This is a genomic window from Baekduia soli (assembly GCF_007970665.1).
In the GTDB taxonomy this organism is placed as follows: Bacteria; Actinomycetota; Thermoleophilia; order Solirubrobacterales; family Solirubrobacteraceae; genus Baekduia; species Baekduia soli.
The window spans coordinates 1,214,340-1,228,529 of sequence record NZ_CP042430.1 but is presented as its reverse complement, the minus strand read 5'-3'; the positions used below and the strand labels follow the sequence as shown (position 1 = coordinate 1,228,529).

The 14,190-nt window shown below is 75.5% G+C and carries 14 protein-coding genes; 4 read left to right on the top strand and 10 right to left on the bottom strand.

The window, feature by feature from the left end; all coding sequences use genetic code 11:
* The first annotated feature begins 45 nt into the window (after positions 1–45).
* Positions 46–1,485 carry a pyruvate kinase gene (gene pyk / locus FSW04_RS05730; RefSeq protein ID WP_146917190.1) on the top strand — a complete coding sequence of 480 codons (1,440 nt, stop codon included), beginning with the start codon at positions 46–48 and terminating at the stop codon, positions 1,483–1,485.
* On the opposite strand, the gene FSW04_RS05725 is transcribed toward pyk, so the two are convergent.
* From FSW04_RS05725 to FSW04_RS05715, 3 genes are read right to left on the bottom strand one after another with little or no spacing between them, the layout of a single operon-like run.
* A complete protein-coding gene (locus tag FSW04_RS05725; protein WP_146917187.1) occupies positions 1,482–2,141 on the bottom strand; it encodes a TVP38/TMEM64 family protein in 660 nt (219 codons plus the stop codon). The two genes, pyk and FSW04_RS05725, sit on opposite strands and share 4 nt — an antisense overlap.
* Before the next feature lie 7 nt (positions 2,142–2,148).
* Positions 2,149–3,522: an ABC1 kinase family protein gene (locus FSW04_RS05720; protein WP_146917184.1), complete on the bottom strand. Its 1,374-nt coding sequence runs from the start codon at positions 3,520–3,522 to the stop codon at positions 2,149–2,151.
* Positions 3,522–4,265 carry an MBL fold metallo-hydrolase gene (locus FSW04_RS05715; protein ID WP_146917181.1) on the bottom strand — a complete coding sequence of 248 codons (744 nt, stop codon included), beginning with the start codon at positions 4,263–4,265 and terminating at the stop codon, positions 3,522–3,524. The genes FSW04_RS05720 and FSW04_RS05715 overlap by 1 nt, the downstream gene beginning before the upstream one ends.
* A gap of 21 nt (positions 4,266–4,286) precedes the next feature.
* On the opposite strand from FSW04_RS05715, the gene FSW04_RS05710 reads away from it, so the two are divergent.
* From FSW04_RS05710 to FSW04_RS05700, 3 genes are all read left to right on the top strand, one after another.
* Positions 4,287–4,664 carry a VOC family protein gene (locus tag FSW04_RS05710; RefSeq protein WP_146917178.1) on the top strand — a complete coding sequence of 126 codons (378 nt, stop codon included), beginning with the start codon at positions 4,287–4,289 and terminating at the stop codon, positions 4,662–4,664.
* 44 nt (positions 4,665–4,708) lie between these two features.
* A complete protein-coding gene (locus FSW04_RS05705) occupies positions 4,709–5,863 on the top strand; it encodes a DNA glycosylase AlkZ-like family protein (RefSeq protein ID WP_228430931.1) in 1,155 nt (384 codons plus the stop codon).
* 147 nt (positions 5,864–6,010) lie between these two features.
* Positions 6,011–7,507 carry a Ppx/GppA phosphatase family protein gene (locus FSW04_RS05700; RefSeq protein ID WP_146917174.1) on the top strand — a complete coding sequence of 499 codons (1,497 nt, stop codon included), beginning with the start codon at positions 6,011–6,013 and terminating at the stop codon, positions 7,505–7,507.
* On the opposite strand, the gene FSW04_RS05695 is transcribed toward FSW04_RS05700, so the two are convergent.
* From FSW04_RS05695 to FSW04_RS25700, 7 genes are all read right to left on the bottom strand, one after another.
* Positions 7,480–9,159 (bottom strand): putative bifunctional diguanylate cyclase/phosphodiesterase, encoded by a 1,680-nt coding sequence (locus tag FSW04_RS05695; RefSeq protein WP_146917170.1) that lies wholly within the window; start codon positions 9,157–9,159, stop codon positions 7,480–7,482. The genes FSW04_RS05700 and FSW04_RS05695 overlap by 28 nt on opposite strands.
* Positions 9,160–9,248: 89 nt before the next feature.
* Positions 9,249–9,581 (bottom strand): hypothetical protein, encoded by a 333-nt coding sequence (locus FSW04_RS05690; protein WP_146917168.1) that lies wholly within the window; start codon positions 9,579–9,581, stop codon positions 9,249–9,251.
* Between the two features lie 11 nt (positions 9,582–9,592).
* Positions 9,593–10,453: a ketopantoate reductase family protein gene (locus FSW04_RS05685; RefSeq protein WP_146917166.1), complete on the bottom strand. Its 861-nt coding sequence runs from the start codon at positions 10,451–10,453 to the stop codon at positions 9,593–9,595.
* Positions 10,454–10,465: 12 nt separating this feature from the next.
* Complete coding sequence (locus tag FSW04_RS05680; protein ID WP_146917163.1) at positions 10,466–11,059, bottom strand: LOG family protein; 594 nt, start codon at positions 11,057–11,059, stop codon at positions 10,466–10,468.
* A complete protein-coding gene (locus tag FSW04_RS05675; RefSeq protein WP_146917160.1) occupies positions 11,056–12,624 on the bottom strand; it encodes an FAD-binding oxidoreductase in 1,569 nt (522 codons plus the stop codon). The genes FSW04_RS05680 and FSW04_RS05675 overlap by 4 nt, the downstream gene beginning before the upstream one ends.
* On the bottom strand, positions 12,621–13,829 hold the full coding sequence (locus FSW04_RS05670; protein WP_146917157.1) for an acetyl-CoA acetyltransferase: 1,209 nt from the start codon (positions 13,827–13,829) through the stop codon (positions 12,621–12,623). The genes FSW04_RS05675 and FSW04_RS05670 overlap by 4 nt, the downstream gene beginning before the upstream one ends.
* On the bottom strand, positions 13,826–14,176 hold the full coding sequence (locus FSW04_RS25700; protein ID WP_187369277.1) for a Zn-ribbon domain-containing OB-fold protein: 351 nt from the start codon (positions 14,174–14,176) through the stop codon (positions 13,826–13,828). Before FSW04_RS25700 ends, FSW04_RS05670 begins: the two co-directional genes overlap by 4 nt.
* Positions 14,177–14,190: the final 14 nt, after the last annotated feature.

Below are 14,190 nucleotides of genomic sequence, written 5' to 3'. Positions count from 1 at the left end.
CCGGCCCCCGCGGGGTGGTGAGGCGCGCCCAGTACCCTCGCGGGCGTGACCCGTCGCACGAAGATCGTCGCCACCATCGGCCCCGCCTCGGGCAACCCCGAGACGCTCGTGCGGATGATCGAGGCCGGCATGGACGTCGCGCGGCTGAACTTCAGCCACGGGTCGCACGAGCAGCACGCCGAGACGGCCCAGCTCGTGCGCGACGCGGCCAACCGCGCCGGGCGCCCGGTGGCGCTGCTGCAGGACCTGCCCGGGCCCAAGCTGCGCATCGGCGCGCTCGTCGAGGGCACCGTCGAGCTCAAGGTCGGCGACAAGGTCGTCTTCGAGTGCGGCCGCGACGACGGCGCCGGCGACGCGCGGCGCATGTCGATCACCTGGGAGGGCCTGCCCCGCGCCATCGACGTCGGCGAGGCGCTCTACCTCGCCGACGGCTCCGTGCGCCTGCGCGCCACGGCGGTGCGCATCGGCGAGCTCGAGGTCGAGGCCGAGGTCGAGGTCGGCGGCACCGTCGCCTCGCGCCAGGGCCTGAACATCCCCGGCCCCGCCGACGAGCTGCCCTCGGTCCCCGAGGAGGACTTCGCCCACCTCGAGGCCGGCAACCGCATCGGGGTCGACCTCGTGGCGCTGAGCTTCGTCCGGCGCCCCGAGGACGTGCTGACCGTGCGCGAGCACACCCGCGTGCCGCTCATCGCCAAGATCGAGAAGCCGCAGGCCGTCGACCTGGCCGAGGAGATCGTGCGGGTCGCGGACTGCATCATGGTCGCCCGCGGCGACCTGGGCATCGAGCTGCCGATCGAGGAGGTGCCGATCGTCCAGAAGAAGCTCATCGCGCTGGCCGGCGCCCACGCGCGCCCCGTCATCACCGCGACCCAGATGCTCGACTCGATGGTCACCTCCTCGCGCCCCACGCGCGCCGAGGTCGCCGACGTCGCCAACGCGATCCTCGACGGCACCGACGCCATCATGCTGTCCCAGGAGAGCGCGGTCGGCGCCCACCCCGTCGGGGCGATCGAGATGATGGCCGCGATCGCGGTCCACACCGAGCGTCACGCCCCGTACGACCGCTGGCGCGAGACGCGCGTCGTCCGCGACCGCCGCGACCCGTCGTACACCGTCGCCCACGCCGCCTGCCAGGCGGCCAGCGAGCTGCAGCTCGACGCGCTGGTCGTCCCGACGCTGTCGGGCCGCTCGGCGCGCCTCATCTCCGCCCACCGGCCCAACGTGCCGATCTACGCCCTGTCGCCGGGCAAGGAGACCGTGCGGCGCTGCATGCTCATGTGGGGCGTGCGCGCCGCGTCGATGCGCCGCCACGAGGTCACCGAGGAGCTCATCGCCGACGCGGCGGCGCGCGTCGTCGAGCTCGGCTGGTGCGCGCCGGGCATGCGCGTGGGGATCACCGCGGGGCTGCCCAGCGGCCGTCCGGGCACCACGAGCCTGTTCCAGGTCCAGGAGCTGCGCGACCCGGCCGCCCGGCGGCGCTCCTAGGCGGCCGCCCGCCCGCGGCGCAGGTCGCGGCGCGCGAGCAGCAGGCCGCCCACGGCCATCGCCGCCAGGACGCCGACGGCGATCAGCGCCTCAGGCGAGCCGAGGTCGTCGAGGCTGCCGCCCAGCGCGGTGTAGGCGAACGCCCGGGGCGCGCACCCCAGCGCCGTCGCGGCCACGAACGCGCGCAACGCCACGGGCGAGAGGCCGGCCGCGTAGTTGACCAGGTTGTAGGGGACGCCCGGCGCGATCCGCGCGTAGAGGACCGACAGGAAGCCGCGGCGCCCGACGAAGGCACGCAGGGCGGCCACACGACGTCCCTGCAATTGGGTCACCGCGTCGTGCGCGAGGCCGCGCGCCAGGCCGAAGGCGAGCGTCGCGCCGAGCGTGGCCGACGCGATGGACACCGGCGTGCCCAGCGCGGTCCCGAACAGCAGCCCGCTGGCGCCCGCCAGCAGCGGCCCCGGGAACAGGCAGACCGTCAGCGCCGAGGAGACCGCGACGAACACGAGCGGCCCGGCGATCCCGTAGCCGTCGACCCAGCCCTGCACCCGGCGGGCCGACAGCGACCCGGAGCTCGCGACGATCAGGAAGGCCGCCGCCACGAGCGCGGCGAGGACGGCCAGCCGCACCAGTGCGCGTCGCCGCAGCGCGGCCACGGCGGGGTCAGCGCGCGTTGAACTCCGCCTCCTGGCGACCGAGCTCGGTCTGCGGCTCGTCGCCGTAGATCCACTCGCGCGCCACGCGGTGCCAGTTGCCCGAGGCCCGCAGCTGGCTGATGACCGCCAGCGTGAGCATCTCCAGGCGCCGGCCGAAGAGGTGCTCGGGCGGCAGCGTCTCGTGGCGCAGCTTGCCCCACCAGCGCGACCGCGGGTCGCTCATCTGGATCATGACGTCGGTGGCGATCTCGGGCGAGAGCTCGATCTCGGCGTCCAGCGTGTACCAGCCCGTCAGGTCGTGGAACTGCTCGAGGATCGACGCGGCGTCGTAGTACTCGGGCTGGCCGAGCCAGCCACCCTCGTGCAGGTGGGCGATGAGCTCCTCGCCGCGGCCCTCGATGCCCAGCCGCTGGGTCTGCAGCTCGTATTCGGCGACGTCGGCGGAGATGCGCTTGAACAGGCCGAAGTCCAGGAAGGCCATCCGCCCGTCGTCGAGCAGGAGGCAGTTGCCCGGGTGCGGGTCGCCGCTGAACTGGTGGTGGCGGTACATCGACCCGAAGTAGAAGCGGAAGATCATCTCCCCGATCCGGTCGCGCTCGGGCGCGGGGCACGTCTTGAACTCCTCGAACCGGCGACCGGAGACGTACTCGCTGACGATGACCCGCTCGTGCGAGAGCGACGTGTACACGTCGGGGATGACCACGAACGGATGGTCGCGGTAGATGCGCGCCAGGGTGCGCTGGTTCTGGGCCTCGAGCTCGTAGTCGAGCTCCTCCTCGACGCGCCCGCGGATCTCGGCGCCCAGCTCCTTGGGGTCCAGCCCCGGCGCCACGCTCTTCATGAGCCGCAGGATGAGCCCGAGGTTCTGGAGGTCGGAGCGCACGGCGGTCGCCACGCCGGGGTACTGGACCTTGACCGCGACGTCGCGGCCCTCGTAGCGCGCCCGGTAGACCTGCCCGATCGACGCGGCGGCGATCGGCGCGGGGTCGAAGGACTCGAAGACGCGGTCCAGCGGCTCGCCGTACTCGCCCTCCAGGACCTTCTTCATGTCCTTGAACGAGACCTTGGGCGCGGCGTCGCGCAGCTTGGCCAGCTCGGCCTGGAACTCCTCGCGGAACTCCTCGGGGACCAGGCCGACGTCGAGGAACGACATGACCTGGCCCAGCTTCATCGCCGCGCCCTTCATCGTCCCCAGCGCGGCGACGATCTGCTTGGCCGTCTCGGCCTGCCGGCGCGCCATCGCGTCCTGGGACGCCTGCTCGTCGCGCGTCAGGTTCATGGCCCGCGTGCCGGCCTGCTTGGCCCCCTGCGTGGCCGCCAGGCGACCCACCTTGGCCGCCCGCGCCCAGCGCGAGGTCGGGATGCGGTCCTCGCGGGCCATCAGGCGCCGCGCTGCACCTTGCTGCCGGGGACGATGTCGTCGCGGCCGTCGGGCCAGCGGACCCAGGCCTTGTGCCCGCCGTCGTAGTCGTCGCCGAGCAGCACGAGCGTCGCGCGCTCGCCCAGCGCCGTGCACGGCTCGTCGCCCTCGGGGTCCACGCCGCGCCAGACGCGCGCGAACGCGTTGTGCTCGAGCTCCTCGGCCACCGTGGAGGGGTCGGTGTGGCCCGGGCGCAGGATCGTCTCGGGCGGCAGCGCGAGCAGGACGTCCATGACGGAGTGCTTGAGGTCGGCGTAGGAGGTGCTGTCGGGGGCGCGCACCCCGCCGACGGAGTTCTTGAACAGCGTGTCGCCCGTGAAGACGTTGCCGTCGACGAGGAGGCTCAGCATGCCCGAGGTGTGCCCGGGGGTGTGCAGGGTCTGCACGTCGAGCCCGCCCGCGCGGACCGTGGTGCCCGCCTCCATCGTGCCCGTGGCGGTGTCGACGAGGTCGCGCTCGGTGGGGTGGATGAGCACCTGCACGTCGGGCCAGCGCTCGAGGATCGCGGGAACCTCGCAGACGTGGTCGTGGTGATGGTGGGTCAGCAGCACGTGCGTGGGCGTGAGGCGGTGGCGCTCGACGGCTTCGAAGAGCGGCTCCATGGGGCCGCCGGCGTCGACGAAGAACGCCTCGCCGCCCTCTCGGGCGGCGACCAGATAGGTGTTCGACAGGAACTGCGGGTGCATCGATCGCTCGAGGATCATGCCGGGTACATTGACAGTCTCATGGCCGAGCTCATCCACACCTGCTATCGCATCGGCGAGATCGACCGCTCCGTGGCCTTCTACGAGGCGCTCGGGTTCGAGGAGCGCCGGCGCATGGACCTGCCCGACGGCGCCATCAACGTGTTCATGGGGATCCCCGGCGACGGCGACCGCCTCGAGCTGACCTGGAACCCCGGCGTCGAGTCCTACGACCTCGGCACGGGCTACAACCACATCGCGCTGACGGTGCCCGACCTGCAGGGCACGCTGGACGAGCTCGGCGGCCGCGGCATCAGCCCCGAGAAGCCGCCCTACCGCGTCGGCGGCGGCAGCGGGTCGCTCATCTGCTTCGTGCGCGACCCCGACGGCTACCGCATCGAGCTCATCGAGCGGCCCTGACGCCGCGGCGCTTCGACGTCGCGCAGCGCCGGGCCCGGCTCGGCGTGCGCCACCACCTCGCGCCGGGCGCACGGGCGCCGCACGCCGAGGACGTCGCCGCGGGCGTCGTGGCGATCCACAGCACCGACCCGTCGTCGGTCGTCGTCGGCACGTGGGCCCGGCTGGCCGACCGGACCGCCACCGCCGCCGAGCTCGAGCGCGCGCTGTACGAGGAGCGCACGCTGCTGCGGCTGCTGGCGATGCGCCGGACGATGTTCGTCGTCGACCGCGCGGTCGCGCCGATCGTGCACGCCGCGTGCTCGCTGACGGTCGCCGCACGCGAGCGGGCCAAGCTGCTCAAGCTCCTGGAGGAGGCCGGGATCGGCGGCCGGCGCCGCGCCGCCTGGCTGGCCAAGGCCGAGGCGGCCCTGCTCGAGGCGCTGGCCTCCGGCGACGAGCTGACCGCGGTCCAGCTCGCCGACGCCGACGCCCGGCTGGGCACGGAGATCGTCCTGGCCCCGGGCCGCGCCTACGAGGCCCGCGTGCGCGTGGCCAGCCGCGTGCTGACCGTGCTGGCCGCCGAGGGCCGGGTCGTCCGCACCCGCCCGCGCGGCGGCTGGGCCTCGACCCAGTTCCGCTGGGCGGCCCTGCCGGCGTGGGCCGGCGCGCCGCTGGAGGAGCTCGAGCCCGCCCGGGCCGACGCCGCCCTGGCGCTGCGGTGGCTGTGCGCCTACGGCCCGGCGAGCCCCGAGGACCTGCAGTGGTGGACCGGCTGGCCGGCGGCCCGTACGCGGCGGGCGCTGGACCAGGACGCCGTGACGGCGTGCACGCTGGAGGACGGCGCGCCAGGCGTCGTGGCCGCCGACGACCTCGACGACGTCGACGCCGACCCCTGGGTCGCCCTGCTCCCGGCGCTGGACGCGACGCCCATGGGCTGGAAGCGCCGCGGGTTCTACCTCGGCGAGCACGCCGAGCGGGTCTTCGACGCCAACGGCAACGTCGGTCCCACCGTCTGGTGCGACGGGCGGATCGTCGGCGGCTGGGCGCGGCCGCCGGGTTCCGGCGAGCTCGCGTTCACGCTGCTGGAGGACGTGGGCGCCGAGGCCCGCGCGGCGATCGCGGCGGAGGCCGCCGCGCTGGCCCCGCGCCTCGGCGACGCCCGGCTGGCGCCGCGGGCCCGGGGCTATTCGCCGGTCGAGCGCGAGCTGCTCGGTCGATGAGGCCGCGGCGGATCGCCGCCCGGGCCTCGCGCTGCCGGCCGGGCGCGCCTGGACCCCCTCCCGCCGAGCCCGTCTCCTGCTCCCCGCAGCACCCGCCCGGGCCGGCCGCACTCCGCGGCCGGCCCGGGCTGTCTTTAATGGCGTCGGATGCCCGAACGCCGCATCGCCGTCTGCGACCTGGGGTCCAACTCGTTCCGCCTGGTCGTGTTCACCGCCGCGGACACGTGGTGGCGGCGCACGGACGAGATCTACGAGCCGGTCCGCATCGGTGCGGGCCTGGCCGAGACCGGCGAGCTGAGCGAGGACGGCATCGCGCGCGGGCTGGCCACCGCCGAGGTCTTCGCGCACTTCTGCCAGGCCAGCGGCATCGAGGAGGTCGACGCCGTGGCCACGAGCGCGATCCGCGACGCGCGCAACGCCCACGCCTTCCTGGACCACGCCGCGCTGCCCGTGCGCGTGCTCAGCCGCGAGGAGGAGGCCCGCAAGGGCTACCTCGCCGCCGTCAACTCCACGACCCTGGCCGACGGCGCCGTGCTCGACCTCGGCGGTGGCTCGATGCAGCTCGTCCGCGTCCGCTCGCGACACGCCACCGAGCTGCAGTCCTGGCCGCTGGGCGCCGTGCGGATGACCGAGCGCTTCGGCCTCGGCGAGGGAACCGCCTCCAAGAAGGCGCTGCGTGCGCTGCGCGACCACGTCGCCTCCGAGCTGCAGGACGCCCCGTGGCTGCCCAAGGCGGGCCAGCGCCTGGTCGGCATCGGCGGCACGGTGCGCAACCTCGCCGCGGCCGTGCAGCGCGCCGAGGGCGTCCCCGAGTTCGGGGTCCAGGGCTTCGAGATCTCCCGCGGAGCGCTCGACGACCTCGTCGCGCGCCTGGCCGACCTCGAGCCCGCCGACCGCGGCCGCGTTCCGGGCATCAAGCCCGCCCGCGCCGACCTCATCCTCGCCGGCGCGGTCGTCATCCAGACCGTGGTCGAGCTCGGCGGCTTCGACGCCGTCGAGGTCACGGAGGCCGGCCTGCGCGAGGGCGTCTTCTTCGCCCGCCACATCGGCGGCGAGCCCCCGCTGTTCGACGACGTCCGGCGGCGCTCGGTGCTCAACGTCGCCGGCCAGTACCACGTCGACCCGGCGCACACCGAGCACGTCGCGCACCTCGCGCTCGGCCTCTTCGACGCCCTGGCCGAGGCCGGCCTGCACCCCGGCCACGCCCGCGAGCGGGAGCTGCTCTGGGCTGCGTGCCTGCTGCACGACATCGGCGTGACCGTCGACTACGACGACCACCACAAGCACTCGCGCTACCTCGTCTTCAACTCCGGCCTGCCCGGCTGGGACCAGCGCGAGGTCGCACTCATCGGCCAGGCCGTGCGCTACCACCGCAAGGGCATGCCGGATCTCGGCGGCTTCGACGCGCTGATGCGCAAGGGCGACGCGGCGGTGCTCGACCGCTGCGCGCTGCTGCTGCGCTTGGCCGAGGACCTCGAGCGCAGCCGCGACCAGCTCGTGCGCGACGTGGACGTCGGCCTGGACGGTGACACGGTGACGCTCACGCTGCGCGCCGACGGCGACGTGCGCGTCGCGCGCTGGGCCGCCCGGCGCGAGGGCGTGCTGTTCCGCCGCGCCTACGGGCGCGAGCTGGCGATCGCCTGAGCCGGCGGCGCGGCCGCGGGCGGCAGCGCCACCTCGCCCGGTGGGACCGGGCGCCCGTAGAGGTAGCCCTGCACGACGGGGCAGCCCATCTCGCGCAGCAGCTCGTCCTGGCCGGCGGTCTCGACGCCCTCGGCGATGACGGTCAGGCCCATGCGGCGCGCGAGGGTGAGCACGGCCTCGACGACCGCGCGGTCCTGCGTGCTGGCGCAGAGGTCGGCCACGAAGGAGCGGTCGACCTTGACGACGTCGACCGGCAGCGCCTTGAGGTGCGTCAGCGAGGAGTAGCCCAGGCCGAAGTCGTCCAGCGCGACGCGCACGCCCAGGCGGCGCAGCGCGTCGAGGACCTGGCGGGCCACCTCGGGACGGCGCAGCACCGTCGTCTCGGTGACCTCGAGGCAGATGGCGTGCGGCGGCACGCCGGTCTGGCGCAGGGCGCGCTCGACGACGGCGATGAAGTCGGGGTGGCCGAGCTGGCGGGCCGAGACGTTGACCGACACCCAGAGGTCGTGGCCGTCGGCGCGCCACTGCGCCAGCTGGCGGCAGGACTCCTCCAGGACCCAGGCGCCGATGGGGACGATGAGCCCGTCGTCCTCGGCGATGCGCAGGAACGCGCCGGGCGCCAGCTCGCCCTGGGTGGGGTGATCCCAGCGCAGGAGCGCCTCGCAGCCGATGGGGGCGCCGTCGGCCAGCGCGACCAGCGGCTGGAACACGACGCGCAGCTCATGGCGCTGCAGGGCGCCGCGCAGCTGGGCGGCGAGCTGCAGCCGGGCGGCCACCTCGGCGGCCAGCGTGGCGTCGTAGACCTCGGCGAACCCACGCCCGCGGCGCTTGGCGCGGCGCAGGGCGACGTCGGCGTCGCGGATGAGGTCGCCGGGGTCGACGTCGGGCTCGCGGGCGACGGCGACGCCGACGCTGCCCGTGATCCCGACGAGGCCGGTGCGCGTGGGCACGGGCCGGGCGAAGGCGCCGTGCACGCGCTCGATGACGGCCTCGATGCCGTGGGCGCCGCCGTCGCCGAGGCCCTCGGCCACGACGAGGAAGCGGTCGCCGCCGAAGCGCCCCACCGTGTCGGCGGCGCGCAGGCGCTCCACGAGGCGGTCGGCCACGGCGCGCAGCACGGCGTCGCCGGCGGCGTGCCCGTGGGCGTCGTTGATCGCCGCGAGGTCGTCGACGTCGACGAGCAGCGCGACCGCGGCACCGGCCGAGCGCCCCAGCCGCGCGATCGCCGCGCGGAGGCGGTCGGTCGCCAGCGCCCGGTTGGCCGCACCCGTGAGCGGGTCGTGCAGCGTCTGGCGCTCGAGCTCCCTGCGCGTGGTGATGTCCTTGGCCACCGCGGTCCAGCCCTCGCCGTCCCAGCGGGCTCCCCACAGCAGCCAGCGCCAGGTCCCGTCGCGGGCGCGCAGCCGGTTCTCGTAGCGGGTCACGCAGGGTGCCGAGTCGGTGGCGCGCGCGATCTCCTGGCAGGTGCGCTCGAGGTCCTCGGGGTGCACGAGGTTCAGGTAGGGCTCGGCCATGAGCTCCTCCCGGGACCAGCCGAGCACGGCCTCCCACTCCGGGTTCAGGCACGTGAAGTGTCCCCGCCGGTCGGCCGTGGCCAGGAGGTCGGGGGAGCGCTCGAAGAAGCGCTCGACGTGCCCCTGCGTCGGACCCATGTCCCCAGGGTCGGCCGTCGCCGTCGGTGACTTGAACCGCGGGGCGCCGTCTCGTCGGATCGACGGCGCCGCCGCGGGACGGGCCGCTGCTACCAGTCCCGCCGCTCGCCGCCGCCGGGCGCGATCGTGATGCCCCGCTCGGCGGCGACCGCCTCGACCATGTCGGCCTCCTCGGCCTCGCGCTCGAGGTTCTCGTCGTGCTGGCCGTCGCACAGCACGCGGAAGTTGCCGGTCACGCCGCTGTCGGCGTGGATCGTGATGCCCGGCAGGATCTCCTCGCCCTCGTCGAACCCGAGGCGCTCGAGGTCGAAGTGCGCCAGGCCGATCCCGTACGCGTTGTGCGTCGGGTTCTCGCGGTCGTGGGCGTTGATCGCGATCTGGAAGGCCTTGAGGTTCTTGGCGATCTTCGACGTGTCGGACATCGCCCTGGAGGCTAACGCGCCACGGCGCGGGTCTCCACCTGCGCGACAAGCGCCGCGGTGCGGGGCATGGGCAGGCCGTGCCGGGCGCCCGCGCGCAGCACCGCGCCGCCGATCGCGTCGAGCTCGTGGTCGGCGCGGCCCGCGCCGACGTCGGCGCGCAGCGAGGACGACGCGGCGTCGGGCAGGGCCCGCAGCTCGGCCACGACGGCCTCGGCGCCGACGGCCGCGCCCTCGGCCGCCGCGATGGCCGCAACCTCGCGGGCGACGGCCTCGGCGTCGGCGCGCACGTCGCCGAGCGGGGCGTCGGCTGCGGTCGTCGCCAGCGCCAGCCCCGCCAGGCGCGTCAGCTTGCCCCAGAGCACGTCGGCCTCCGGGGCGCCGGTCGCCACCTCGACGCCGGCGGCGCGCAGCGCGTCGGTCAGCGCCGGGGCGCCGGGGGCGGCCACCGCGACCGAGAGCATCGGGGAGCGGTGCACGACGTGCGCGGGCCCGTCGCGGTGGGCCTGCACGCGCACGACGCCGGCGACGACGCGGTCGCCGAAGCGCGCGCGCAGCGCCGCCATGTGCTCCGTGCCGTTGAGCAGCGGCACGACGACCCCGGGCTCGGCGCGGATGCGCTGCAGGGCGGCGGGCAGGTGCGGCGCCTTGACGGCGACCACCAGCGCGTCGGCCTCGTCGTCGAGGCGGGCGGCGACGCGGACCCGGACGTGGTGGTCGCCCAGCAGCGGGCTGTCGACCCGCAGCCCGGCGCGTGCCAGCAGCGCCGCGGTCTCCTCGCGGGTGACGAGGACCGGGTCGGCGCCCCCGCGCGCCAGGGCGGCGCCCAACAGGGCGCCCACGGCGCCGGACCCGAGGATGGCGATGGTCGGCATGGAGCGCGGAACCTAGGTTTCGTCGCCCTCGTGCAGCCAGCGCCGGGCGATCGGCGGCGGCTCCCACGCGTCCATCGCGTCGAGCAGCTCCACGGGGTCGGCACGCGCGAGCAGCAGCCGGCGGTGGTCCAGGCCCACGAAGCGCTCGACGGTCATGTGGTCCAGCAGCGCGACCAGCGGCCCCCAGAACCCGGCGGTGTCCAGCAGGCCGATCGGCTTGCGGTGCAGCCCGAGCTGCGACCAGGACAGCATCTCGGCGACCTCCTCGAGCGTCCCGATGCCGCCGGGCAGCACGACGAACGCATCGGCCAGGTCGGCCATGCGCATCTTGCGGTCGTGCATGGTCTCCGTGACGTGCAGCGCGGTCAGGCCGGGGTGGGCGATCTCGCGCTCGTCGAGGAACCGCGGGATCACGCCGACGACCTCGCCGCCCGCGGCCAGCGCGGCGTCGGCGACGACGCCCATGAGCCCGAGGCTGCCGCCGCCGTAGACGACGCCGGCGCCGCGCCGGGCCAGCTCGCCGGCCAGCGCGGACGCCGCCCGCGCGTAGGTCGGGTCGGCGCCCTCCGCCGACCCCGCGTAGACGCAGACCCAGCGCGAGCTCACGCGTCGACCAGCACGCCGGGGTTCAGCAGGCCCGCCGGGTCGACGGCGCGCTTGGCCGCCCGCAGCGCGGCGGCGAACAGGTCGGGGCGCTGCTCGTCGTACCAGGGCCGGTGGTCGCGCCCGACCGCGTGATGGTGGGTGATCGTCCCGCCCGCGGCGAGGATGGCGTCGGACGCTGCGCGCTTCATCGCCTCCCACTGTGCCAGCTCGTCGCCGTGGCGCGCCGGGGCCAGCACGGTGTAGTACGGCGCCGGCCCGTCGGGGTAGACGTGCGTGAACCGGCACGTCACGCGGCACGGCTCGCCCAGCGCCTCGCGCACCGCGCCCGTGACCGCCGCGTGGAACGCGTCGAAGCGGTCCCACGTCACCGCGGTCTCGAACGTGTCGGCCAGCACGCCGAGCTGCAGCAGGGCGTCGCGGAGGTAGGGCATCGCCAGGAACGCCTCGCGCCAGGCGCCCGCCGCCCCGGGGCCGCCGGCCGCCGTGGGGGCGTCGGGCTCGCCGCCGTGGTCGCGGCAGATCGCCAGCGCCCGCCCGAGCGCGTCCTGCACCTCGTGGTCGGTGGACTCGAAGCCGAGCACGAGCACCGCGCGGTCCTCGCCCGGGCCGGCCGCGGCGCCCGTGCCGCGGGCCTCGAGCGGGTCCAGCAGCCGGCAGTTGGCCGGGTGCAGCCCGGACTGCGCGATCGCGCGGACGCCCTGCGCGCCCGTGCCGAAGCCGGCGAAGCGCACGACGCCGCCGGCGCGGAAGCGCGGCCGAGGCTGCACGCGCATCCACGCCTCGGTGACCACGCCCAGGACGCCCTCGGAGCCCAGGAGCATCCGGTCCGGCGAGGGGCCGGCGCCGCTGCCCGGCAGCCGGCGGCTCTCCCAGGCCCCGGATGGCGTGATCGCACGGACGGACTCGACGAGGTCGTCGATGTGCGTCCACAGCGTGGCGAAGTGCCCCCCGGCGCGGGTGGCGATCCAGCCGCCCAGCGTCGAGAGCTCGAACGACTGCGGGAAGAACCGTAGCGTGAGGTCGTGCTCGGCCAGCTGGGCCTCCAGGCGCGGCCCGGACGCCCCGGCCTGGATCCGCGCCGCCCGCGAGACGTGGTCGACCTCCAGCACGCGGTCCAGCCCGGAGACGTCGAGCGACACCACGCCGGCGAACGCGGGACCGACCCGCGGCGTCACCCCGCCCACCACGCTCGTGCCGCCGCCGTAGGGGACCACCGCGACGTCTTCGGCCGCCGCCCACGCCAGCACCTGCTCCACGTCGTCCTCGCTGCGGGCGAAGGCGACGGCGTCGGGCGCGTCGGGCACCCGCCCGCGCAGGGAGGCCAGCGTGTCGGGGAACGAGCACCCACGGGCGTGCGCGACGCGGTCGCCGTGGTCGATGGAGAACGGCGCGCGGGCCGGGACCGGCACGCGCGGCGCGGGGAGCGCGATCGCCCCGGGGTCGGCCGGCGCCTCGGGCGTGCGGAGCGCGACGCCGAGCTCGCCGGCCACGAGCGGGCCGAGCGCCGAGGGATCGAGCTTGGCGTCGGCGAAGCCCCAGCCCCACGACGCCCGCCGCCGGCTCATCGCGCGCGGACGCGGACCACCGGGCCGCGGCGGCGGCGCGCCGCGGGCTCCGCCGGGCGCGCGACGCGCATGCGCCCGGCCTTCGGCCGCTGCCCGGCGGCCGCCTCGCTGCCCAGCAGGACCGTGCACTGCGTGCTGAGGACGCCGCCGTTGCCGTGGGCCAGCACGACGTCGCGGTCGTGGTGGCGGATCTGGCGCACGGCCTCGACCAGCAGCTGCATCCCGTTCATGCCCGGATGGGCGTAGCTCAGGCCGCCGCCGCTCGTGTTGACCGGCAGCACGCCGTCGGGGGCGATCCGCCCGTCGGCCACGAACGCCCCGCCCTCGCCCTTGGCGCAGAACCCGAGGTCCTCGAGGAACAGGATCGGCGTGATCGTGAACGCGTCGTAGAGCTGGAGGCTGTCGACGTCCTCGGGCCGCAGGCCGGCCTCCTCGAACGCGCGGGCGCCCGACTCCACCGCGCAGGTGCGCGTCAACGACGGCATGGCCGAGATGGCGCGGTGGCTGTGGGCCTCGCCGGTGCCGAGCACGTGGACGGGCTTGCGGCGCAGCGTCCGCGCGCGCTCGGCCGACGTGACGACCAACGCGCCGCCGCCGTCGGTCACCAGGCAGCAGTCCAGCGTGCCGATCGGATCGCAGACGCGCGGGGCGGCGAGCACGTCGGCGATCGTCAGGTCGTCGCGCGACCACGCGTCGGGGTTGCGCTGCGCCCAGCGCCGCGCGCTGACCGCCACCCACGCCAGCTGCTCGGGCGTCGTGCCGTACTCGTACATGTGACGCGAGGTCACCAGCGCGTAGGCGGCGACGGGGAACCACGGGTGGTACGGGGCCTCCCACGGGTCGATCTCCTGGACGGACGCCTTGGAGCGTCCGACGGAGCGCTGCGTGGAGCCGTAGGCGATGAGCGCGACCTCGCAGAGCCCGGCCGCGATCGCGGCGCGCGCGTGCTCCAGGTGCGCCATGGGCGATGAGCCGCCGAGCATCGTGGAGTCCGAGTAGCGCGGCTGGATCCGCAGGTCCTCGCCGAGGTTGACCGTCGCCCAGGGCATCTGCGTGCTCGAGGCGAAGAGCCCGTCGACGTCCTGCGTGGTCAGCCCGGCGTCGTCCAGCGCGGCGAGGGCCGCGTCGGCCATCACGTCGGAGGCGCTCAGCCCGGGCAGCGCCTTGCCGAGCTGGACCTCGGCCGCGCCGGCGATCGCGATCACGCCGCCACCTCGTCGGCCGGCTCGAAGACGGGCACGGGCACCTCGCCGTCCTCGCGCCAGGCCAGGCGCACGCGCAGGCCGACCCGGACGTCCTCGGGCGCAGGCCCGACCACCGTGCTCATCATGCGGAAGCCCTCGTCGACGTCGATGAGCGCCAGGGTGTGCGGGTCCTCGCCGCGACGGCGCACGACGGTCACCGCGTACACCGTGCCCAGGCCGGCGCTGACGCGCCAGGTGTCGTGGCCCACGCGCGGGCGGAAGACCGGATGGCCCTCGCGATCGACCTGGTAGGCCAGCTCGTGACGGCGGCAGTGCTCGGCGAAGACGTCGGCGGGAGAGCGCTCCAAAGCGTCGCGAGCGT